This window comes from Polynucleobacter sp. MWH-Loch1C5 (genome assembly GCF_018881775.1).
GTDB lineage: Bacteria > Pseudomonadota > Gammaproteobacteria > Burkholderiales > Burkholderiaceae > Polynucleobacter.
The window spans coordinates 319,116-340,412 of sequence record NZ_JACVPR010000001.1; the positions used below are offsets into that span (position 1 = coordinate 319,116).

Sequence of the window (21,297 nt, forward strand, 5' to 3'; positions counted from 1 at the left end):
TCATGAGTGCCTCTACTCAAAACGCCCAATGCGTTTTAAGTCTCCAAGATTCATCCATACAAAAAATGCACGGCCCACTAAATTCTTTTCCGGGACAAAACCCCAAAAGCGTGAATCGGCACTATTGTCACGGTTATCGCCCATCACAAAATAATGTCCGGCCGGGACTGTACAAGTGACGCCCGCAGAACTGTATTGGCAGTTTTCACTATAAGGGAAACGATCTGGGTTAAAAATCAAACTAGAGCGCTCAGGATGGTTCAAGATACGATACTGATATCCGCCGAAGTCTTTAGGAAAAGCCTCGCGATAATGCTTGGCATACCCCATATGTTCGGGGTCCAGAAAGTCAGGCTGCTCTTCATAGCTCATCGCCTGACCATTGATGCTCAAGCGTTTGTTCTGATAAGAAATCACATCACCCGGTAAGCCAATGACACGCTTGATGTAATCGACTGACTCATCCTTGGGATAGCGAAACACAACGACATCACCGCGTTGCGGCTCATTGATGTCCAATACCTTGGTATTCAAGACAGGTAGTCGAATGCCGTAGGTGTATTTATTGACCAAAATAAAATCACCAATCATCAATGAAGGAATCATCGAACCCGATGGGATCTTAAACGGCTCAAATAAAAAGGAGCGCAACAAGAAAACGATACAAATAACCGGGAATAAACCTGCGGTGTACTCGAGCCATAATGGCATCTGCTCTACACGAGCAGCACGGCGCCGTGGTGCAAAAATTAATTTGTCGAGTAACCAAGCAGTCCCTGTTAAGACCGTCGCTAAAAAGAGAATCAAGGCGAAATTCATTATTTATCCTCCACCTGCAAGATGGCCAAAAAGGCCTCTTGAGGTATCTCTACGCTACCGACCTGCTTCATACGACGTTTACCCTCTTTCTGCTTCTCCAAAAGCTTCTTCTTACGGGTAATGTCACCACCATAACACTTGGCTAACACGTTCTTACGCAAGGCTTTGACGTTTTCACGAGCAATGATGTTACTGCCAATCGCAGCTTGTATGGCCACATCAAACATTTGTCGAGGAATGATCTCGCGCATCTTAGCCACGACCTCACGGCCACGATATTGGCTATTAGTACGATGCACGATGATAGATAGTGCATCCACCTTATCGCCATTGATCAAGATATCAACCTTCACTACATCTGAAGGACGATACTCTTTGAACTCGTAGTCCATCGAAGCATATCCTCGAGATATAGACTTAAGACGATCAAAGAAATCTAAAACGATTTCAGCCATCGGGATTTCATAAGTCAACTGCACTTGTCGACCCACATACTGCATATTGGTCTGCATACCCCGCTTACCAGTACACAAAGTAATGACGGAACCCACATACTCTTGCGGCATGAATAGATTGACTGTCACAATCGGTTCTAAGATGACTTCAATACGACTAGGGTCTGGCATCTTCGATGGGTTATCAACGATGATCTTGCTACCATCCTTGAGTAAGACTTCATAGACCACCGTTGGAGCGGTCGTAATGAGATCCATTTTGAACTCACGTTCTAAGCGCTCTTGCACAATTTCCATGTGCAACAAGCCTAAGAAACCACAACGGAAACCAAAACCTAGAGCTTGCGATACTTCTGGCTCATACATGAGCGAAGCGTCATTGAGCTTTAACTTTTCTAATGATTCACGCAAAGCATCATACTGATTCGACTCCACCGGATATAAACCCGCGAATACCTGTGGCTTTACTTCTTTAAAGCCCGGTAAAGGCTCAAGAGCTGGTACGCGGCCTTGTTGACCGGCAGCGTGCGTGACCGTATCCCCCACTTTTGCGGCTTTCAGTTCTTTAATACCCGCAATAATGAAGCCCACCTGTCCAGCAGTGAGCTCAGGACGATCGACAGACTTGGGCGTGAATACTCCAACATGCTCTACCAAATGGTTAGATTGGGTCGACATCAATAAGATTTTGTCTTTAGGTCTCAAAGTGCCGTTCACAACACGCACCAACATCACGACCCCGACGTAGTTATCAAACCATGAATCAATGATCAAGGCTTGCAGGGGAGCATTAGCATCTCCTTGGGGTGGAGGTACTTTTTTAATCAAATCTTCTAAAACGTCTGCAATGCCTAAACCCGTTTTAGCTGAGCAAGCTACAGCATCAGTGGCATCAATACCAATCACATCTTCAATTTCTTGTTTGGCGCGATCCGGATCTGCTTGGGGCAAATCAATCTTGTTCAGTACCGGCACAACCTCAACACCTAACTCAATCGCGGTATAACAGTTCGCCACCGTTTGCGCTTCTACACCTTGACTCGCATCCACTACTAAAAGAGCACCTTCACAAGCCGAGAGTGAGCGACTCACTTCATAAGAGAAGTCAACGTGTCCCGGTGTATCAATTAAGTTGAGGTTGTAAACCTTGCCATCGGCTGCCTTGTAACTCAGTGCAGCAGTTTGCGCTTTGATAGTGATGCCGCGCTCTTTTTCGATATCCATGGAATCCAATACTTGGGCTTCCATTTCGCGATCCGAGAGGCCACCACACAACTGAATAATGCGATCAGCAAGCGTGGATTTACCGTGATCAATGTGGGCAATAATCGAAAAATTACGTATGTGGTCCATGCTGTCCTTAAAACGCCTTGCTGTAGCGCACCTAATAATGTTGCGCTGCAATAAAACGCCTCATTCCTGTAAATGTGTATTGTAACCGTGGCACAAGCCCCTCATTGAAAAGAGGGGCTAGTTAGGCTAGCTTGGGAAAAAAGCTAGCTTCCCAATGGAATCTATACCAGCTATCTATTTGATTATTTTGCTTAATTGCCCAAGCGAACCGGTAAGACTAGGGTACTGTTAGCGCGTCTAACAAAGACTGCAACGGCTCGGTTTTTGGGGAAATTACGTGCCAACTCTTCAAACTGGCGAACACTCGTAATGTCGGCATCCCCCACGCGCACGATCACATCTCCATTACGTGCGCCAGCTCTTGCCAAGGCACCATCGCCAGAGACAGTAATTTCAACACCTTGTTTAATGCCCAGTTCTTTGCGACGCTCTGCAGATACTTCTGCGACAGTGACACCTAAAGCATTCACGGCCTTACCCTCGTCAGGGTCCGATTTTTTGCTAGCCACTTTTTCAGCAGGCTCAACATCCGCCACAGTAACACTCAGATCACGTTGAGCGCCCTTGCGCCATACGGTCACCGTAGAACGTGTACCCGGTTTGGTTTCCCCCACAATGCGCGGTAAATCAGATGACTTTTCAATCGGGCGATCATTAAAGGCGAGAATCACATCACCAGGCTCAACCCCAGCCTTTTCAGCAGGCGCACCCGCTTCGACGTTACGAACATAAGCTCCGCGGGGTTTACCAAGACCTAAACTTTCAGCCAAGTCTTTATTTACTTCGGCAATCGCCACACCAATACGACCACGGGTCACACGGCCATTGGAGCGCAATTGACTACTGATACGCATCGCCTCATCAATCGGAATGGCAAAAGAAATGCCCATGTAACCACCCGATCTTGAAAAGATCTGTGAATTAATACCTATCACCTCACCGCGTGTATTCAAGAGCGGGCCGCCTGAGTTACCAGGGTTCACGGCCACATCCGTTTGAATAAATGGTAAATAATCACCCGTATCACGACTCTTGGCCGAGACAATACCGGCCGTGACAGAGTTTTCAAGGCCGAATGGAGAACCAATCGCCAAGACCCACTCCCCCACTCTTAATTTGCCTGAATCTCCAATCGTCAGCTTGGGTAAACCCACTGCATCAATCTTCACTAGGGCAACGTCAGTACGCTTATCAGCGCCAATCAATTTGGCTTTGAATTCGCGTTTATCTGTCAAAGTGACGTAAATCGTATCCGCACCTTCAACCACGTGGGCATTGGTCAAAATAAAACCATTGCTCTCAATAATGAAACCTGAGCCAACCCCACGATTTTGTTCTTCTTGAGGGGCATTACGTCGCGGTTGATTAGGTTGTTGTCTAGGGCTTGGAATGGGAATACCAAAAAAGCGTCTGAAAAATTCTGCCTGCTCTTCATCCATCCCTGGAAAACCAGGATTAGCTTGGCGCGCAGATACTTTTTCCGTGGTGCGGATATTGACCACAGCCGGGCTAGCACGATCAACCAGATCAGCAAAATCTGGCCAAGCGCGCGGCGCTGCGACTGCATTAGGCGCCGTTGTATTTTGCGCGGCTATGGGCGCAACCAAGCAAACGCTCGCAGCCAGGATGAAACAAGAATTTTTCAATATATTTTTCATGATTTGCTTACTTTAGAGTATTTGCGAGTTTTTCGCTGAAAGCCCCATCTCTGGCATGCCCAAGCTCAAAGTATGGGCATTTTTTAGCATTCGCCCAATAAATAAAGCCTCCGAGGAGGCTTTATAGAATCAGATTGGTCAACATCAGATCTTCTTAAAGACCAATGTACCGTTCGTACCACCAAAGCCGAAGTTGTTTTTGACAGCAATATCAATTTTTAGATCACGTGCTGTGTTGGCACAGTAATCCAAATCACACTCAGGATCTTGATTAAAGATATTGATCGTGGGTGGCGATTTTTGATGATGTAAAGCTAAAACCGTGAAGACTGACTCCAAACCACCCGCACCACCTAAAAGGTGGCCGGTCATGGACTTCGTCGAGTTCACAACCACTTTCTTGGCTGCCTCCCCCAAAGCCGCCTTAATGGCTTCCGTTTCATTCTTATCACCCAAAGGCGTCGAGGTACCATGTGCGTTCACATAGTTCACCTGATCAGGATTAACACCCGCATCTTTGAGCGCATTAACCATGCAACGGCGCGGACCATCCATATTCGGCGCTGTCATGTGATAAGCATCACCACTCATACCAAAGCCAGCGAGTTCGGCGTAGATCTTCGCACCACGTGCTTTGGCATGTTCATATTCTTCCAAAACCATCACCCCAGCGCCTTCACCGAGAACAAAACCATCACGGTCTTTGTCCCAAGGACGAGAGGCAGTGGCGGGGTCATCATTGCGAGTTGATAAAGCTCTTGCCGCAGCAAAACCACCAATACCTAAAGGTGAAACGGTTGACTCTGCACCCCCTGCAATCATGACATCCGCATCACCATACTGAATCAAGCGTGCGGCTAAGCCAATACTATGCAAGCCCGTCGTACATGCAGTCACAGCAGCGACGTTCGGGCCCTTGAAATTAAAGAGAATGCTCAAATGTCCTGAGATCATATTGATGATCGAACCAGGCACAAAGAATGGAGAAATCCTCCGCGCACCACGATTGGTGTATTCGGTATGGGTTTCTTCAATCATCGGTAAACCACCGATGCCAGAACCCACTAAAACACCAATGCGTTCAGCATTGGCATCTGTCACGGTTATACCAGAATCACGAAAGGCTTGAGTACCTGCAGCAATCCCATAATGGATAAAAGTATCCATATGGCGTGCCTCTTTGGCTGGCACATAGTCTTCAACATTGAAGTTCTTGACCTCACCGGCAAAATGCACAGGCAAATTACTGTGGTCAAACTTAGTGACGGTCGCAATACCACTGCGGCCCGCCAACAAGTTTTGCCAAGCATCACCCACCGAATTACCAACAGGTGACACCAATCCCAAACCGGTCACAACGACACGGCGTTGACCTTTGATCTGGCTCACCGGGGTTTAACCTTGTGCTTTGGACTTTGCGAAATCAATCGCTAATTGCACTGTTGTGATCTTTTCAGCTTCCTCATCAGGAATTTCAATGCCGAACTCATCTTCCAATGCCATCACCAACTCAACTGTGTCAAGAGAGTCTGCGCCGAGATCGTTTACAAATGAAGACTCATTTTTGATTTCGTCTTCTGACTTGCCCAATTGCTCAGCAACAATTTTCTTAACGCGTTGTTCGATGTTATCCATGTATCCCTCCAGGGGTTGTTGTAAAAAAGTAAATCAGATTTTATCAGTTTCTAAGACCAATTAATTCAAATACAAACCACCATTGACATGTAAGGTGGTGCCCGTGATATACCCTGCTCCCGGGGAAGCCAAGAAAGTTACGGCATGAGCGATATCTTCAGGGGTTCCAAGACGTTGTAAGGGAATGTTCACTTTTAGTGCATTTTGCTGCTCTTCAGACAGCGCTTTTGTCATGTCGGTGTCGATAAAACCAGGGGCTACGCAATTGACGGTGATATTGCGGCTACCGATTTCTCGCGCCAAAGCACGCGTCATACCAGCTACGCCTGCTTTAGCAGCGGCATAGTTAGCCTGTCCCGGATTACCACTACTACCGACGACCGAAGTGATGTTAATAATACGACCACCCTTAGCCTTCATCATCGGGCGCAAGACTGCGCGCGATAAGCGAAAAACAGCACTCAAATTGGTATCAATGACGGCTGACCACTCTTCATCTTTCATACGCATCGCTAGATTATCTTGAGTAATACCCGCGTTATTCACCAAAATATTGAGTGCGCCGCGCTCCTTAACAATAGTCTCAATCAGTGCCTCACAGGCATCCGCTTGATTCACATTTAACACGCAACCCGCACCTCCGAGTGGTTTGAGTGCCGCATCAATCGCTTGCGCACCAGACTCTGATGTAGCAGTACCAATTACACAGGCGCCCTGCTCAGCTAAAGCCATGGCAATCGCGCGCCCAATACCACGTGAGGCACCCGTCACTAATGCAATCTGCCCCTTCAATGTACTCATGAATTCTCTCCGCTGTCCGTATACTCAATCAATATTAATTTTTTGTGACCTGTAAGACTTCGGCCAAAGTGGCTGGATCATAAATTGCAAAGCCATTCAGGTTCGCATCAATACGTTTAGTCATGCCATTGAGAACCTTACCCGGACCACACTCAATCACATGAGTCACCCCGGCTTGAGCCATCGCTTGAACACACTCGACCCAACGCACAGGAGCCGCCGCCTGACGTACTAGAGCGTCTTTAATCGCTTGTGGATCACGCACGACTTGCACATCAACGTTATTGATCACATCAATTTGTGGTGTAGCAAAAGGTTTATCTGCCAAATAGGTTCTCAATTGATCAGACGCAGGCTTGAGTAGCGATGAATGAAAAGGAGCCGACACAGGCAGAGGTAAAGCACGTTTAGCCCCTGCCACTTTGGCTAATTCACAGGCTTTTTCCACAGCGGCTTTGCTCCCGGCAATCACGACTTGAGCTGGCGCATTAAAGTTCACCGCCTCAACAATCTCACCACTATCATGGCTGGCTTGAGCACACACCTGACGCACAGCATCATCGTCCATACCCAAAATAGCCGCCATACCACCTGTACCTACCGGCACCGCATTCTGCATCGCTTGTGCCCGAAAACGCACCATGGGAACCGCATCTTTAAAGTCGATCACGCCAGCGGCAACGAGAGCGCTATATTCACCTAAACTATGACCCGCCATCATGACAGGCTGGGTACCGCCCTCCGCTAACCAAGCGCGATAACAAGCCACCCCCGCAGTCAACATCACAGGCTGTGTATTGGTTGTTAGCGCCAAAGCTTCGGCCGGTCCTTCAGCAATTAATTGGGCAATATCTTCACCCAAAGCACTAGATGCCTCGGCCAAAGTTTCACGTACCGCAGGATGATCACCCCAAGCATTGAGCATCCCCACCGCTTGTGAACCTTGTCCTGGAAATACGAATGCAAACTTCATAATGACCTCTATATTTATTCTTGATATGTGATGACTAGATTGTTCTATGAATAACTTACGACTTGATTAATAACGTACTAAAGCAGCTGCCCAAGTAAATCCACCACCCACACCTTCCATCAATAAATGTTGACCACGCTGAATTTGACCAGCGCGCACCGCAGTATCCAATGCCAAAGGAATCGATGCCGCTGACGTATTGCCATGCTCATGAACTGTGACCACCACATTTTCGCGGGCAATCCCTAACTTTTTAGCGGTACCTTCCATGATGCGAATATTGGCTTGATGAGGAATCAACCAATCAATATCACTGGCTGAAAGCTGTGCTTTTTCCAACACTTCTTGCGCGACCTGTTCAAGCACTTTCACGGCTAATTTAAACACCGCTTGTCCATCCATCACTAAATAAGGTGAGCCTTGCAAAGCACCGTTCTCAGAGCGACCCGGCACACATAAGATATCTTTATAACTACCATCTGCATGCATCGCAGTGGCCAAGATACCGGGCTCATCACTCGCCTCCAAAACAACTGCACCTGCACCGTCGCCAAACAAAACACAAGTCGTGCGATCTTGGAAATTCAGAATTCTGGAAAAAGTCTCAGCCCCAATCACGAGAATACGGCGATGTGCACCACTACGAATGAAAGCATCAGCAACGCTCAGAGAGTAGGCAAAACCTGAACATACCGCTTGCACATCAAAAGCCGCCGCGCCATGGGCCATGCCTAATTTTTGCTGGACCACACAAGCAGTACTCGGAAAACCTCCGAGATTATCGGGTGTCGAGGTGGCCAAAATTAAGAGGTCAATTTGATCCGGTGAGAGGTGGGCTGCCTCGAGTGCTTTTTGCGCGGCTGCCACTGCCAAATCACTGGTTAACTCTTGCTCACTCGCAAAATGTCTGGCAGAAATACCGCTGCGTGAAAAAATCCATTCGTCGCTGGTTTCAATACCATCTTTGGCCAAGCGCTCTGCCAAATCATGATTAGTGACTCGCTGGGCTGGCAAGTAACTACCGGTACCTGTAATTTTTGCGAAACGAGAACTCATGATGTTGCAGTAGGAGGTTCTTGATTGATTTGTTGCTGAGCAAAAGCATCAGCAATTTTTTGCACCATCTGTCCACGCGCGCCCTCATAGGCACGCAACAGCGCCATCCGAAACGCTAAACGATCGGCAGAGCCGTGACTTTTGAGAATCAAGCCTTTTAAGCCTAACAATACAGCGCCGTTATAGCGACGATGATCAACACGCTTTTTGAAACGTTTGAGGACCGGCAAAGCCAAGAGCGCCATCAGCTTAGTGAGTGGGCTGCGTGAGAATTCTTCTTTGATCATATTAGAAATCATACTCGCCAGACCTTCTGAAGTCTTCAAAGCCACATTCCCAACAAAACCATCACAAACAACAATGTCACTGGTACCTTTGAAGATGTCATTACCTTCGACGTTGCCATAGAAGTTCAGCTGACTTGCGCGCAGCAACTCAGAGGCTTGTTTGACAACCTCATTGCCCTTAATCACCTCTTCGCCGATATTCAATAAACCAATCACCGGGTTAGGATTACCATCAACGGCTCGCGCCATGACATCAGCCATCTGCGCAAACTGTAAGAGGTGGACTGCTTCACAATCAGAGTTAGCACCCAAATCCAAGACTGTTGTGGCACCGCCTTTTTGATTCGGCATCCGTGCCGCAATCGCAGGACGATCAATACCCTCTAGGGTTTTTAAAATATAACGAGATATCGCCATCAAGGCGCCCGTGTTACCGGCTGAAACGCCACCTTGCGCCAAACCTTCTTTGACCTGCTCTGCCATGACGCGCATCGATGAATCTTTTTTCTTGCGCAAAGCCACCTCAATCGGATCATCCATCGTGACCACTTCAGAGGCATGCACAATCGTGATGCGCTTCATCAGTGCTGGATCTGCTTTATTGAGGGCGTGGGAAATCTTGTCGGCATCACCAACAAGACGAATCTGTAAATCGGGAATCATTCCTAGCAAGTCAAGACTTGCTGGCACCGTCACCACGAGACCGTGGTCACCCCCCATTGCATCAACAGCTAGCGTGACGCTCATGCGATATTGATAGGTTCTTTATGAAAAAAGCGGCAAAAGCCGCTTTCTCGAATCTCCGAAAGAGACTTAGTCGTTCTTCGTTTTAACGACTTTGCGGCCACGGTAATAGCCGTTAGGGCTGATGTGGTGACGCAAATGAGCTTCACCCGTGGTCGACTCAACGGCCAACGCTGGGGCTGTCAAAAAGTCGTGGGCACGGTGCATGCCGCGCTTGGACGGTGATTTTTTATTCTGTTGTACTGCCATGATTAACTCCTTAGAGAATTCGAGATTCTAGCACAATCTCATTGTTTTTTCAGATTTTTTAGGATCGCAAATGGATTAGGCTTCTCGATCACAATATCCTCAACCTGTCCCTTTAAGCGCGCACTGGCGGTCTTGAGGTCCTCTGCCAGACAGCCATGGGCTGGGTGACGCGGGGCTAAAGGTAAAGCTAAAAGCACCTCATCTTCGATCAACTCAAGCAAATTAAAAGCCTCTGTCGCTACCAAAGCATCCTCCGACTCATGGTCTGCCTCAAAATCCCATGTCTCAGCCTCTTCTTCGGTCTGGAAAAATAAATAATCTCTATCAGATTCAATGACTTGCGCATAAGGCTTGAGACATGCTTGGCAGGTCAAAGGGATTTCTAGAGTTAATCTCAAGTGCAAAAAGTGCTTGGGGGTACCCCCCAACACCTCTTCATACCAGGTATGGCACTCCCAAACCAAGGTACTAGGCAATAAGCTGGAGCTTGTATCAATTTCAGCTTGAATCCTAGGGAAATGCTCAAGGCCCAACTCACCCTGGCCCACATAGCTAGCGCCAGACAGCAAATCGATCGATTCAAGATCCCGTGCATTTTGCAATAACAAGCTTTTTGGTTTCATCATGAGGGTATTGTATTGATAGTCTCCCCCCAAGGCATAATGTGGGTCATCTTATGAGTACTTTGATTCTGGCTTCTACTTCGGTATATCGACGCGCACTACTAGAGCGCTTAAGAATTCCTTTTCAGTGCCTTGCACCTCACACCGATGAAAGCCCTCTCGCTCATGAAACGCCTAGTGCACTGGCCATACGTCTAGCTCAAGCGAAAGCCCAAGCCATTGCCAACATGCATCCACAGGCCTGGGTGATTGGTTCTGACCAAGTGGTTGATTGCCAAGGTCAACTCTTAGGCAAACCCGGCAACCACGAACGTGCAGTCGCGCAACTTCAATCAATGCGTGGTCAAGTAGTGAAGTTTCATACAGCCGTATGCGTGATAGCACCTCACTTTTGTGAAGTTCGTAACGTGATCACTGAGGTCCTCTTCAAAAACTTAAGTGACGCCACGATTGAGAGTTATCTTCGCGCTGAAGAGCCTTATGACTGTGCAGGTAGCGCTAAGTCCGAAGGACTCGGGATTAGCTTATTAGAGTACATTCGTAGCGATGATCCCACCGCCCTTGTTGGACTCCCCCTGATCACAACACTGCAGTTACTCAAACAATCCGGCTTTCCGCTACCCCTGCAATGAAACTGGCTCCAGGACTTTATCTCATACCCAATACCTTAGGCTCTGAAGCACGTGAGGAACAAATCTTAGGGGTCATACCTGCTGAAGTGATACACATTGCGGCACAGATCCAATATTGGATTGTTGAAAATGCAAAAACCAGTCGCGCCCTCTTAAAAGCGATTGATCAACACAGCCCTTTGCAAAATCCATTACAGCAACTCCACATGCAAGAGTGGCGTGGCTCCCATAAAAATCGCGACAGCCTGCAAGCACGGGATTTACTAAAACCCTGTTTAGATGGTCATGCCCTTGGCTTAATGTCCGAAGCAGGTTTGCCTGCCATTGCTGATCCTGGCGCTGAGATTGTTGCAGCTGCCCATGAACTCAAGATTACAGTTCATCCGCTAGTAGGCCCTAGCTCCATTCTGTTGGCTTTGATGGCGAGCGGCTTCAATGGTCAATCATTTAGCTTTCATGGCTATTTACCGACTGCGGCAGATGAGCGCACGCAGGCGATTAAAGCACTAGAGAGTCACTCACGCAAAAGTAAACAGACGCAAATTTGGATTGAAACACCCTATCGCAATAGCGCCATGCTAGATAGTTTGATAGCAGCTACGAGTGATTCGACTCGCCTGTGCTTAGCCTGTGATTTAACACTACCCAGCCAAAAGATCATCACTCAAACGCGCGCTCAGTGGCAAAAGTTCATGAAGCACGATGTCTCTGCTTTACAAAACCTCAACCAACGTCCAGCCATCTTTTTATTATTAGCGTAATTGGCTGTGTAGTAGCACGCGCGCGACACCATCACCCAAGGCAGCACCGAAACGTTTTGCAAAGCGCTCCGCTAGATTTTCTTTGAGGGTGTAATCGACGACCTCAGGAGCCTTGATGACATCGCGCGCCACTGAATCTACATTACCAATCGCATCGACTAGACCTAGCTCAATACTGCGCGCGCCATTCCAAACCAGACCTGAGAATATTTCTGGGCGATCTTTAAGACGCTCACCGCGACCTTTTTTCACCACATCAATAAATTGCTGGTGAACCTCATTGAGCATTTCTTGAACGAATTGTTTTTGTTGAGCGTCTTCTTTACTGAATGGGTCCAGAAGCGCCTTATTTTTGCCTGCGGTGATGAGGCGTCTTTCGACTCCTAATTTATCCATCAAACCTTTCACACCAAAGCCACTCATCACCACACCAATTGATCCCACCAAGCTAGCTTTATCCACATAAATCTGCTCACCGGCTACTGCCACATAATATCCACCTGATGCGCAAATCTCTTCGACGACAACATGCATCGGTTTATTAGGATATTTTTCGCGCAAGCGTTTGATTTCGTCATGAATAATGCCCGCCTGTACCGGTGACCCACCGGGACTATTGACGCGCAAAACCACGCCCACGGAGTGAGGGTTTTCAAAAGCAGACTTCAATGAAGCCACAATATTATCTGCACTCGCTTTGGAATCTGGCGCAATCTCTCCTTGTAAATCTACTAAGGCAGTATGGCGCCCGACTTTACTCTGTCCACCCCAATCGATATCAAACAATTGAGTGGCCAAACCGACAAAAACGACCAACGTCATCGCTCTGACAGCAGTGCGCCAGCGACGCGCACGCCGCTGCTCCTTCAGGTTTTCGAGTAATAGATGTTCGAGCGCTTGGCGCTCCCACACTTTTTGCTGTTCTTGATCTGACATAGTGACGCGTTTCCTTGAGATAGCCAAATTGTGCTTGATTTTTTAGAGCTCTGCTATTGCGCCAATAACCACGACTGCAACTCAGCCACATCGTGAGCAATAAAGATGGGGTCTTCTTTTAATAAAGTATGTTTGGGGTGCGCCCCATAGGTCACAGCGACTGCATCGACTCCCGCATTCTTGGCCATCAATAAATCATGTGTGGTATCCCCAATCATCAACATCTTTTCCATCGGCACCATCAAAGCCTCCGATAGTTCAATCAACATAGCTGGATGAGGTTTGGGGAAAGTTTCATCAGCGGTTCGAGTACTCGCAAATAGGGTTTCTAGTTGATGAAAGCCCAAAGAACGATTCAGGCCTTTACGACTCTTGCCCGTTGCCACTGCTTGCATGTGACCCCGATCTTTGAGGGTATGAAGTAATTCTCGTGCACCATGAAACAAACTTAACTCGTGATCTTTACTCAAATAATGGAAACGAAAACGATCTACCAAACGGGGATGTTGCTCAAAAGTAATGGTGGGTACAGCTACACGCATGGCGTCTTGTACGCCCAGACCAATGACATGACTCGCGAGCGAGTCATCCGGCACAGGTAAAGCGAGATCGCGGCATGCATCTTGAATACAACGCACGATCGTGGGGGTGGAATCCATCAGAGTTCCATCCCAATCCCAAACTATCAGTTCGTATTTCATGATCAGACGACTGGGTTTTCTAAAACACCCACCCCATCAATTTCAATCTTGATACGGTCGCCTTTTTTCAGAAAACGAGGTGGCTTAAAGCCTACACCGACTCCGCTCGGAGTTCCGGTAGCAATCACATCACCGGGATAGAGCGTCATGCCCGCTGACAAATTGGCAATGATGGTGGGGATATCAAAGATCATCAATTCAGTACTCGCATCCTGACGCAACTCATCATTGACCCAACATTTGACTTGAGTTTTTTGAGCATTGAGCTCATCTTTAGAGACTAAATAGGGTCCCATAGGACATGCTGTATCTAAGCTTTTCCCAATATGAAACTGCACATGCTTAGCCTGTAGATCTCGCGCACTAATATCATTAATAATGGTGTAGCCCCACACGTAGTCGAGCGCATCACTGGCTTGAATAGCGCGCCCTTGACGTCCAATCACAATCGCTAACTCAGCTTCATAATCTAACTCTTGTGTGACACCCCCATGATTCTGTATGCCGGCTTGTGGCCCGATCACACTCTCAGGTACCTTACTGAAAACAACTGGATGCTTGGGTAAATTCGCCATGGCACCTTGCGCCTCCCCCAACTTACTGGCTTGTACTTCTTTGACGTGATCTAAGTAATTTTTACCCACACAAAAGACGTTACGGCGCGGTCTAGGAATCGGCGCTAGCAAACAAATATCTTTCATCGCGATAGGCTTGGCTTGTGCCGGCAATGGCAAACCTTGAGATTGAAGCTCCACAATCAATTGCACCCCTTGCGTAGCAACGAGTGCTTGTTGATCAGCAGACAGAATAAAGGGGGTCATCTCTTGTCCATTGGCGCTCACTTGGCCAATGGAAATTTGATCTTGGTATTGAAAGCAAGCAATCTTCATAGCATCTCCTCAGCTGTATTGTTATTTCTTTGTATTGATTTTCTTATGGCAGGCATTTTTATTAAGACATCATAGCTAAATTCATGGATTACTCGACGCTATAGCCGGAAAACTCTGCTGGGGCTTTGGCGATAAACATCATTTTTTCCTCACGCGCCGGGTGCAGAAAAACAATACGATGCGCGTGCAACATCAGTCGCTTAGGCCTTAAGATCTTATCTAATGCAACATCCCCGTATTTATCATCGCCCAAAATCGGATGACCACTATGCTGCAAGTGCACACGTATTTGATGAGTTCTACCGGTCTTTAACTGAGCTTCAACTAGGGTCCAAGATTTCTGCTCATCTGTTCGTAAAGATTTAACGATCGTGTGACTGGCTTGCCCCTCAGCAGACACCCTCACCCGACGTTCGCCATTGGGTAAATTGAACTTCAAGAGCGGAAATTTGATGGATTTTGCGCGACTATCTGGCGAAAACTCACCATGCACCACCGCCCAATAACGCTTATCGACCGCCCCCAAGCGAATTTGCTCATGTAAATGCACTAAGGCACTGCGCTTTTTTGCCAAGAGCAGTAAACCTGAGGTGTCACGGTCTAAACGGTGAACCAACTCCAGAAATTTAGCCTGAGGTCGTTGGGCACGCATGGCCTCAATCACCCCCAAGGAAACCCCTGAGCCTCCGTGAACAGCCACCCCAGATGGCTTATTGACGACGATCAGGTGCTCATCCTCATGCAATATTTGAATATCTTCACTGATTTTTCGGGATAAATAGCTACTTTGCGCCTGGGTTGACTCAGCCACCCGCATGGGCGGAATCCGCAAAACATCGCCTTCGACCAGTTTTTGGGAGGCATCCGCCCTTTTTTTGTTCACCCGGACCTCGCCAGAGCGAATTACCCTATATATATGGGTTTTGGGCACCCCTTTGGCAATGCGAAAGAGGAAATTGTCCAGCCTTTGACCGGCTTCTTCAAATAAAACAATGTGTTGGGATACCGAATTCGAGTCCATATGGCATATAATGCTCTATCTTGCTGCACAACATCAAATTTTGACATCGCGACTTCGATGATGCCATTTGAGAACCTAAAGTGCCAAGCTCGGTCCGAAATAGCCGAAAGATATTTCCAGGGTAAGCCTCTCCCCTGAAGCAACGAGACGCAGATTGAAAAAAATTGAGGTCGGCATAGTGCCGCAACCGCGAAACATAAGAATTTAAGCAAGCGCTGATTGGAGTCAGCGAGTGCATATAAGTAGTCACTAGGGAGAGTTCTAACTCTTACCGTCTATTTCCGTTTCGCCTTTGCGATGGCTGCCGCCACACAACGGAGAGTATTTATGAAACGCATGTTATTTAACGCAACGCAACAAGAGGAATTGCGCGTAGCGATTGTCGATGGCCAAAAACTCATCGATATTGATATTGAAACTGCCGGTCGCGAACAGCGTAAGGGCAATATCTACAAGGGTGTTATCACCCGCATCGAACCTTCATTAGAAGCCTGCTTTGTCAATTATGGCGAAGAACGTCATGGCTTTTTGCCATTCAAAGAAGTATCCCGCGCCTACTTTAAAGAAGGTGTGGATGTCCGCAATGCCGGCATCAAAGATGCTTTGCAAGAAGGTCAAGAGATCATCGTTCAAGTGGAGAAAGAAGAACGTGGCAATAAGGGTGCTGCGCTCACGAGTTTTATCTCTCTAGCAGGTCGTTATTTGGTTCTCATGCCCAACAATCCACGTGGCGGTGGTGTATCACGCCGCATTGAGGGCGAAGACCGCAATGAATTACGCGAAGCGATGGCTCAACTGACTGTACCCGATGGCATGAGTATTATTGCCCGCACCGCAGGTATCGGTCGTAGCGCTGAAGAATTACAGTGGGACTTGAACTACCTCATGCAACTCTGGAAAGCCATTGATGAGGCTGCCAAAGGTAATAACGCCCCACTCCTGATTTATCTGGAGTCCAGCTTAGTCATTCGTGCCATTCGTGACTACTTCCAGCCTGATATTGGTGAAATCCTCATCGATACCGATGAGATTTACGAGCAGGCCCACTCCTTCATGTCAGTGGTGATGCCTGATAACGTGACACGCGTAAAACGTTATTCTGATGACGTTCCTCTGTTTTCTCGTTTCCAAATCGAGCATCAAATTGAGACTGCCTACTCTCGTACCGTCTCATTACCATCGGGTGGCGCTATCGTCATCGACCATACCGAAGCTTTAGTATCAGTTGATGTCAACTCAGCGCGCGCTATTCGTGGCTCAGATATTGAAGAAACTGCCACACGCACCAATTTAGAAGCTGCTGATGAAGTCGCTCGCCAGATGCGTTTGCGCGATCTCGGTGGCTTGATTGTGATCGACTTCATCGATATGGAGTCAGCTAAGAATCAAAAAGAAGTCGAGCAACGCTTAAAAGATGCCCTACGCCATGATCGCGCCCGTGTTCAGATGGGTAAGATTTCTCGCTTTGGTCTTTTAGAACTGTCTCGTCAACGTTTACGCCCTGCACTCTCAGAGAGCAGCAATGTGACCTGTCCACGCTGTAATGGCACTGGTCACATCCGTGATACTGAATCTTCAGCCTTGCAAGTCTTGCGCATCATTCAGGAAGAGGCGATGAAAGACAACACCGCTGCGATCCATTGCCAGGTCCCTGTGGATGTGGCTGCCTTCTTGCTCAATGAAAAACGCAATGAAGTGATCAAGATTGAAAATCGCTTTAAGGTCAATATTCTCTTATTGCCTAATAAGCACTTAGAAACACCCCATTACAAGCTCGAGCGTTTAAGACACGATGACCCTCGTCTCGATGATCCGAAAGCTAGCTATGTCATGGCAGAAGATGCGAGCAAAGAGCTCGAGTCCGATACGATCCTCAATCGTCGTGAAGCAGAAAATCGCCCCCGCCAAGAAGCTGCGGTGAAAGGGGTGACACCGAGCCAACCAGCGCCGATGTCTTCACCACGCCCTGAGCGCAAAACCAGCTCTGCTAGCTCTTCTAGTGGTGGCTTCTTAGGTTTCATTAAGAAATTATTTTCTTCTAGCCCAGCGCCTAAAGAAGAACCCAAAAATGAGCGCCAGGGTCGAGGCCGTCATCGTGAGCGCAACAAGCGTGGTGGTCGCGATCATCAAAAAGACGGTCAACGTGAAGGTCAGCAGCCACGTGCTGATAGACCAGTTCGTACCGAAGAACAAAAACAAGAGCAACGTGAACGTAATGCAGAACGTAATGCCGCTCGTAAAGAACGTCAACGCCAAAACGCAGCTCAAGCTCAAGCCAATGCGAAGACTGAGAATGCAGATACTGGCCTTGCAGAAGCTCAGGACGCTTTAACACATGCCGCACCTCAAGCAGAGGGGGGAGAAGAGCGTCGTCGCGGTCGTAACCGCCGTGGTCGCAACCGCCGTGAGCGCACCGATAACTCTGTAGAGAATCCAGTAGAGACTTCTAATGAAGCCGCAGCGATTGTTGCCAACACGACTGCCGCTACGAGTAGCTTCACCCTAGAAGCTGTAGTCCCTGCAGAAGCAGTTGCTGCACCCCTGACTAGCTCAGCACCTGCTGAGCCAGCGCCAGCGGCTATTGCCCCTGCCCCCGCTGAATTACCTAAAGTCGAGTTCCAGGCTCTCAAGGAATCTGACCTACAAGGCGTAATTGCGTCAGCAGGCATGGTTTGGGTCAATACCGATCAAGCCAAATTAGCTGAAGTTCGTTCACAGATTGAATCTGAACCCGTGGTTCAGCACCCGCCACGCGAACCTAAACCTGCCCCAGAGCTGCCGAATGGCCCTATGGTTTTGGTGGAAACCGGCGGTAAAGAGCAAACCATCCAAAAACAGAGTTAGCTCTACAATGGGGGCATGTCTGAAAAAGTCATTCCCCTCATTGACGAACGCCAACGCAAAATCGGCAGTCATACCCCAGTCATTCCTGATCAACTTCAGGAAGCGACTGGTCTATTGACAGATACACGCGCTCGCCGCCTTCATGACCTCAGAATTTCTGTCACAGACCGTTGCAACTTTCGTTGCACCTATTGCATGCCCAAGGAAATCTTTGACAAAAACTATCCTTATTTAGCGCATCAAGAATTATTATCTTTTGAAGAAATTGTTCGCTTGGCCAAGATTTACATCGCTCATGGTGTCGAGAAAATTCGTTTAACCGGAGGCGAACCCCTACTACGTAAAAATCTTGAGCGCTTGATCGAAATGTTAGCTCCGCTCAAAACTGTCTCAGGGGCACCGATCGATTTAACACTGACGACGAATGGTAGTCTCTTACGCAAAAAAGCACAGAGCTTATTCAATGCAGGTTTATCACGTTTAACGGTCAGCCTAGACTCAATGGACGATGCCACTTTTAAGGCCATGAATGATGTCGACTATCCAGTTGAAGATGTACTCGATGGTATTCGGGCTGCACAAGAGGCGGGCTTTAAAAATATTAAAGTGAATATGGTCGTTAAGAAAGGGACGAACGACCAAGAAATTATTCCGATGGCACGTTACTTTAAAAATAGCGGCATCATCCTGCGCTTTATTGAGTTCATGGATGTAGGGGCATCGAATGGCTGGAATATGGCCGAGGTCATGCCTTCAGCTGCAGTTATTGAACGTATCCATGCTGAATTTCCACTCACGAATATTGATCCTAATTACCCCGGTGAGGTCGCCGAACGCTGGCGCTACTTAGATGGCAGCGGTGAAGTCGGCGTGATTTCCAGTGTGACACAAGCTTTCTGTAAAGACTGTTCGCGCGCGCGCCTATCCACCGAAGGTAAGATGTATTTGTGTTTGTTTGCGACAGAAGGTTATGACCTGCGCGCATTATTGCGCTCGGGTAAAACAGATCTGGAAATTAGTAATGCGATTGCGCAAATTTGGTCTACCCGTTCAGATCGCTACTCTGAATTGCGCGGCTCACCAGAGTTAGCTAATAAGCCCAAAGTAGAAATGTCCTATATTGGTGGTTGAAGAATTATCCTCATGGCTCATCCTTCTTCTGAAGATCTACCCGTTGACAAAGTGCGCGATTTAATTCGTGCAGTATGTGAGCCACTCGGTCGTCAACGCACTCGTGAAATGATTGCTTTAGAAACTAGCCTCGGGCGAATTCTTGCAGAGGATATCCTCTCACCGATTGACATCCCCTCGGCCAATAATTCTGCGATGGATGGTTACGCCTTTAATGGTAGCGTCCTATCCGGTCATGAGACCATCAGTCTAGAAGTTGCACATACGATTTTTGCAGGTCATACTGAAAAATGCGTCATAGCCAGCGGCACCTGTGCACGAATCATGACAGGCGCCCCCCTACCAGATGGTTGCGACACTGTCATTCCCCAGGAACTGGTTAAAGTCGATAATCAGTTCATTCGCTTTCAATGCGATCTTGTGCGACCCGGTGATAACGTGCGCTTGCGTGGTGAAGAACTATCTACCGGACAATTGGCGCTCGCCCAAGGTCAAATGCTGAGCCCAGCACATCTTGGTTTATTAGCAGGTTTGGGAATTGCTCAAGTATCGGTCTATCAAAAAGTATCTGTAGGCTTTTTTTCTACAGGCTCTGAACTACGCTCTTTGGGTGAAACTCTCGATAGTGGCTCAGCCTATGACAGCAATCGTTATACCCTCATGGGTATGCTCACCCGCCTGGGTGTTCAAACCCATGACTTTGGTATTGTGCGTGACGATCCCAAGGAATTACGCGAGGTCTTTCATAAAGCACTCAAAACCTGCGATGTCATCATCACTTCAGGGGGCGTATCGGTCGGGCAAGCAGACTATACCAAACAAATCATGCAAGAATTCGGGTCCATTGATTTTTGGAAAGTCGCTATGCGACCGGGTCGACCGATGGCGTTTGGTCATTTAAAAGCTGCCGAAGACGAGGCTTTACTGTTTGGTTTACCAGGAAACCCTGTGGCAGTGATGGTGACTTTTTATCAGTTCGTACAAGAAGCTTTACATCTCTTAGGGGGTGGCCAAAGCTTGGAACCTCTACTGGTCAATGCTGTTCTGGCAGAACCTATTCGTAAACGTGCGGGTCGTACAGAATATCAAAGAGGAATCTGTCAGCGTTTAGCCAATGGTCAACTGGAAGTTCGCACGACGGGCTCACAAGGCTCAGGTATGTTAAGTTCTATGGTCGCTGCCAATTGCCTGATTGTCCTTGATCATGAACAAGAGTCTCTGAATGTGGGCGACACGGTCCCCGTGCAACTTTTTAACGGGCTGATCTAATTCAATATAAGAAATATATATTGCATTGCAACATTGCTTCACAAATTCAGATAAAATGCGACAATCACGCCTAGCCGGTATTTAGCTAACGAATTTATGCCCCATACGACCCGCCCTAAAAAAGAGATCATTTACGTCGATCCTTTACATACTGCCAAAACCTTAGTTTTGGTCTATCTGAGCTTTTCAGTGCCGATTGTGCTTTTAGCTTTATTTGTGGCTTTTGTGCGCGACGGGGAGTTACCGGGTTTCACAGTCATCTCTGCACTCGTTCTTAACGCCTTAATTGGTTTTGGTTTGCTTTGGATCGCCTGCAAAGTTTATAACTGGGTAGCCGATAAATTTGGTGGCATTGAAGTGGCCATCCGAGAAACTGAAGTCCCCCTTAGTAAGTCAGAGCACCAACAAGATTAATAACTCCGATTAGGAATTATTAATCTCTTGGGACTTTAAGCTCAA

General features: G+C 47.7%; 21 protein-coding genes. 6 read left to right on the top strand and 15 right to left on the bottom strand.

All coding sequences use genetic code 11. The features are described 5' to 3' along the window. Positions 1 to 12: 12 nt before the first annotated feature. The 11 genes from lepB to ICE94_RS01660 form a co-directional block, all read right to left on the bottom strand. Entirely contained in the window at positions 13 to 819 is an 807-nt protein-coding gene (gene lepB / locus ICE94_RS01610) for a signal peptidase I (protein WP_216147895.1), read from the bottom strand. Further along, complete coding sequence (gene lepA / locus ICE94_RS01615; RefSeq protein WP_216147898.1) at positions 819 to 2,627, bottom strand: translation elongation factor 4; 1,809 nt, start codon at positions 2,625 to 2,627, stop codon at positions 819 to 821. Before lepA ends, lepB begins: the two co-directional genes overlap by 1 nt. 191 nt (positions 2,628 to 2,818) lie before the next feature. Then, positions 2,819 to 4,285, bottom strand: coding sequence for a DegQ family serine endoprotease (locus tag ICE94_RS01620; RefSeq protein ID WP_216147902.1), 1,467 nt, complete (start codon positions 4,283 to 4,285; stop codon positions 2,819 to 2,821). A gap of 144 nt (positions 4,286 to 4,429) precedes the next feature. After that, a complete protein-coding gene (fabF, locus tag ICE94_RS01625; RefSeq protein ID WP_370623789.1) occupies positions 4,430 to 5,665 on the bottom strand; it encodes a beta-ketoacyl-ACP synthase II in 1,236 nt (411 codons plus the stop codon). A 15-nt stretch (positions 5,666 to 5,680) separates the two neighbouring features. Further along, positions 5,681 to 5,920, bottom strand: coding sequence for an acyl carrier protein (gene acpP / locus ICE94_RS01630; protein ID WP_216147907.1), 240 nt, complete (start codon positions 5,918 to 5,920; stop codon positions 5,681 to 5,683). Positions 5,921 to 5,980: 60 nt separating this feature from the next. Beyond that, positions 5,981 to 6,721 carry a 3-oxoacyl-ACP reductase FabG gene (gene fabG, locus ICE94_RS01635; protein WP_216147910.1) on the bottom strand — a complete coding sequence of 247 codons (741 nt, stop codon included), beginning with the start codon at positions 6,719 to 6,721 and terminating at the stop codon, positions 5,981 to 5,983. Between the two features lie 34 nt (positions 6,722 to 6,755). Next, positions 6,756 to 7,694: an ACP S-malonyltransferase gene (fabD, locus tag ICE94_RS01640; protein ID WP_216147913.1), complete on the bottom strand. Its 939-nt coding sequence runs from the start codon at positions 7,692 to 7,694 to the stop codon at positions 6,756 to 6,758. A gap of 66 nt (positions 7,695 to 7,760) precedes the next feature. Then, positions 7,761 to 8,750: a beta-ketoacyl-ACP synthase III gene (locus tag ICE94_RS01645; RefSeq protein WP_216147917.1), complete on the bottom strand. Its 990-nt coding sequence runs from the start codon at positions 8,748 to 8,750 to the stop codon at positions 7,761 to 7,763. Continuing rightward, positions 8,747 to 9,784 carry a phosphate acyltransferase PlsX gene (gene plsX, locus ICE94_RS01650; protein ID WP_216147920.1) on the bottom strand — a complete coding sequence of 346 codons (1,038 nt, stop codon included), beginning with the start codon at positions 9,782 to 9,784 and terminating at the stop codon, positions 8,747 to 8,749. Before plsX ends, ICE94_RS01645 begins: the two co-directional genes overlap by 4 nt. A 66-nt stretch (positions 9,785 to 9,850) precedes the next feature. Then, the gene (rpmF, locus tag ICE94_RS01655) at positions 9,851 to 10,030 is read right to left on the bottom strand and encodes a 50S ribosomal protein L32 (protein WP_216147925.1); all 180 of its coding nucleotides are present in this window, start codon (positions 10,028 to 10,030) and stop codon (positions 9,851 to 9,853) included. A 38-nt stretch (positions 10,031 to 10,068) separates the two neighbouring features. Further along, the gene (locus ICE94_RS01660; protein ID WP_216147928.1) at positions 10,069 to 10,656 is read right to left on the bottom strand and encodes a DUF177 domain-containing protein; all 588 of its coding nucleotides are present in this window, start codon (positions 10,654 to 10,656) and stop codon (positions 10,069 to 10,071) included. 50 nt (positions 10,657 to 10,706) lie between these two features. Here ICE94_RS01660 and ICE94_RS01665 point away from each other — a divergent pair, with 50 nt between their 5' ends. Both ICE94_RS01665 and ICE94_RS01670 read left to right on the top strand, forming a co-directional pair. Further along, on the top strand, positions 10,707 to 11,285 hold the full coding sequence (locus ICE94_RS01665; RefSeq protein ID WP_216147931.1) for a nucleoside triphosphate pyrophosphatase: 579 nt from the start codon (positions 10,707 to 10,709) through the stop codon (positions 11,283 to 11,285). Between the two features lie 2 nt (positions 11,286 to 11,287). Beyond that, a complete protein-coding gene (locus ICE94_RS01670) occupies positions 11,288 to 12,046 on the top strand; it encodes an SAM-dependent methyltransferase (RefSeq protein ID WP_216150831.1) in 759 nt (252 codons plus the stop codon). Here the strand turns inward: ICE94_RS01670 and ICE94_RS01675 are convergent. From ICE94_RS01675 to ICE94_RS01690, 4 genes are all read right to left on the bottom strand, one after another. Beyond that, positions 12,038 to 12,982, bottom strand: a complete 945-nt coding sequence (locus ICE94_RS01675; RefSeq protein ID WP_216147935.1) for a S49 family peptidase — start codon at positions 12,980 to 12,982, stop codon at positions 12,038 to 12,040. The genes ICE94_RS01670 and ICE94_RS01675 overlap by 9 nt on opposite strands. A gap of 53 nt (positions 12,983 to 13,035) precedes the next feature. Beyond that, a complete protein-coding gene (locus ICE94_RS01680) occupies positions 13,036 to 13,683 on the bottom strand; it encodes an HAD family hydrolase (RefSeq protein WP_216147938.1) in 648 nt (215 codons plus the stop codon). A 2-nt stretch (positions 13,684 to 13,685) separates the two neighbouring features. Then, the gene (locus tag ICE94_RS01685; protein WP_216147941.1) at positions 13,686 to 14,573 is read right to left on the bottom strand and encodes a fumarylacetoacetate hydrolase family protein; all 888 of its coding nucleotides are present in this window, start codon (positions 14,571 to 14,573) and stop codon (positions 13,686 to 13,688) included. 88 nt (positions 14,574 to 14,661) lie between these two features. Then, positions 14,662 to 15,594 (bottom strand): RluA family pseudouridine synthase, encoded by a 933-nt coding sequence (locus ICE94_RS01690; protein WP_216147944.1) that lies wholly within the window; start codon positions 15,592 to 15,594, stop codon positions 14,662 to 14,664. Positions 15,595 to 15,921: 327 nt separating this feature from the next. On the opposite strand from ICE94_RS01690, the gene ICE94_RS01695 reads away from it, so the two are divergent. From ICE94_RS01695 to ICE94_RS01710, 4 genes are all read left to right on the top strand, one after another. Then, positions 15,922 to 18,438, top strand: coding sequence for an Rne/Rng family ribonuclease (locus ICE94_RS01695; RefSeq protein ID WP_216147947.1), 2,517 nt, complete (start codon positions 15,922 to 15,924; stop codon positions 18,436 to 18,438). Between the two features lie 15 nt (positions 18,439 to 18,453). Then, positions 18,454 to 19,569 carry a GTP 3',8-cyclase MoaA gene (gene moaA, locus ICE94_RS01700; protein WP_216147950.1) on the top strand — a complete coding sequence of 372 codons (1,116 nt, stop codon included), beginning with the start codon at positions 18,454 to 18,456 and terminating at the stop codon, positions 19,567 to 19,569. Between the two features lie 12 nt (positions 19,570 to 19,581). After that, the gene (glp, locus tag ICE94_RS01705) at positions 19,582 to 20,838 is read left to right on the top strand and encodes a gephyrin-like molybdotransferase Glp (RefSeq protein ID WP_216147954.1); all 1,257 of its coding nucleotides are present in this window, start codon (positions 19,582 to 19,584) and stop codon (positions 20,836 to 20,838) included. Positions 20,839 to 20,934: 96 nt separating this feature from the next. Continuing rightward, on the top strand, positions 20,935 to 21,252 hold the full coding sequence (locus ICE94_RS01710; RefSeq protein WP_216147957.1) for a hypothetical protein: 318 nt from the start codon (positions 20,935 to 20,937) through the stop codon (positions 21,250 to 21,252). The last annotated feature ends 45 nt before the right edge of the window (positions 21,253 to 21,297 follow it).

Bases quoted from the DNA above. Each gene is read 5' to 3' on its own strand.
- lepB (WP_216147895.1), bottom strand. From the start codon at position 819: ATGAATTTCGCCTTGATTCTCTTTTTAGCGACGGTCTTAACAGGGACT.
- lepA (WP_216147898.1), bottom strand. From the start codon at position 2,627: ATGGACCACATACGTAATTTTTCGATTATTGCCCACATTGATCACGGT.
- ICE94_RS01620 (WP_216147902.1), bottom strand. From the start codon at position 4,285: ATGAAAAATATATTGAAAAATTCTTGTTTCATCCTGGCTGCGAGCGTT.
- acpP (WP_216147907.1), bottom strand. From the start codon at position 5,920: ATGGATAACATCGAACAACGCGTTAAGAAAATTGTTGCTGAGCAATTG.
- fabG (WP_216147910.1), bottom strand. From the start codon at position 6,721: ATGAGTACATTGAAGGGGCAGATTGCATTAGTGACGGGTGCCTCACGT.
- fabD (WP_216147913.1), bottom strand. From the start codon at position 7,694: ATGAAGTTTGCATTCGTATTTCCAGGACAAGGTTCACAAGCGGTGGGG.
- ICE94_RS01645 (WP_216147917.1), bottom strand. From the start codon at position 8,750: ATGAGTTCTCGTTTCGCAAAAATTACAGGTACCGGTAGTTACTTGCCA.
- plsX (WP_216147920.1), bottom strand. From the start codon at position 9,784: ATGAGCGTCACGCTAGCTGTTGATGCAATGGGGGGTGACCACGGTCTC.
- rpmF (WP_216147925.1), bottom strand. From the start codon at position 10,030: ATGGCAGTACAACAGAATAAAAAATCACCGTCCAAGCGCGGCATGCAC.
- ICE94_RS01660 (WP_216147928.1), bottom strand. From the start codon at position 10,656: ATGATGAAACCAAAAAGCTTGTTATTGCAAAATGCACGGGATCTTGAA.
- ICE94_RS01665 (WP_216147931.1), top strand. From the start codon at position 10,707: ATGAGTACTTTGATTCTGGCTTCTACTTCGGTATATCGACGCGCACTA.
- ICE94_RS01675 (WP_216147935.1), bottom strand. From the start codon at position 12,982: ATGTCAGATCAAGAACAGCAAAAAGTGTGGGAGCGCCAAGCGCTCGAA.
- ICE94_RS01680 (WP_216147938.1), bottom strand. From the start codon at position 13,683: ATGAAATACGAACTGATAGTTTGGGATTGGGATGGAACTCTGATGGAT.
- ICE94_RS01685 (WP_216147941.1), bottom strand. From the start codon at position 14,573: ATGAAGATTGCTTGCTTTCAATACCAAGATCAAATTTCCATTGGCCAA.
- ICE94_RS01690 (WP_216147944.1), bottom strand. From the start codon at position 15,594: ATGGACTCGAATTCGGTATCCCAACACATTGTTTTATTTGAAGAAGCC.
- ICE94_RS01695 (WP_216147947.1), top strand. From the start codon at position 15,922: ATGAAACGCATGTTATTTAACGCAACGCAACAAGAGGAATTGCGCGTA.
- moaA (WP_216147950.1), top strand. From the start codon at position 18,454: ATGTCTGAAAAAGTCATTCCCCTCATTGACGAACGCCAACGCAAAATC.
- glp (WP_216147954.1), top strand. From the start codon at position 19,582: ATGGCTCATCCTTCTTCTGAAGATCTACCCGTTGACAAAGTGCGCGAT.
- ICE94_RS01710 (WP_216147957.1), top strand. From the start codon at position 20,935: ATGCCCCATACGACCCGCCCTAAAAAAGAGATCATTTACGTCGATCCT.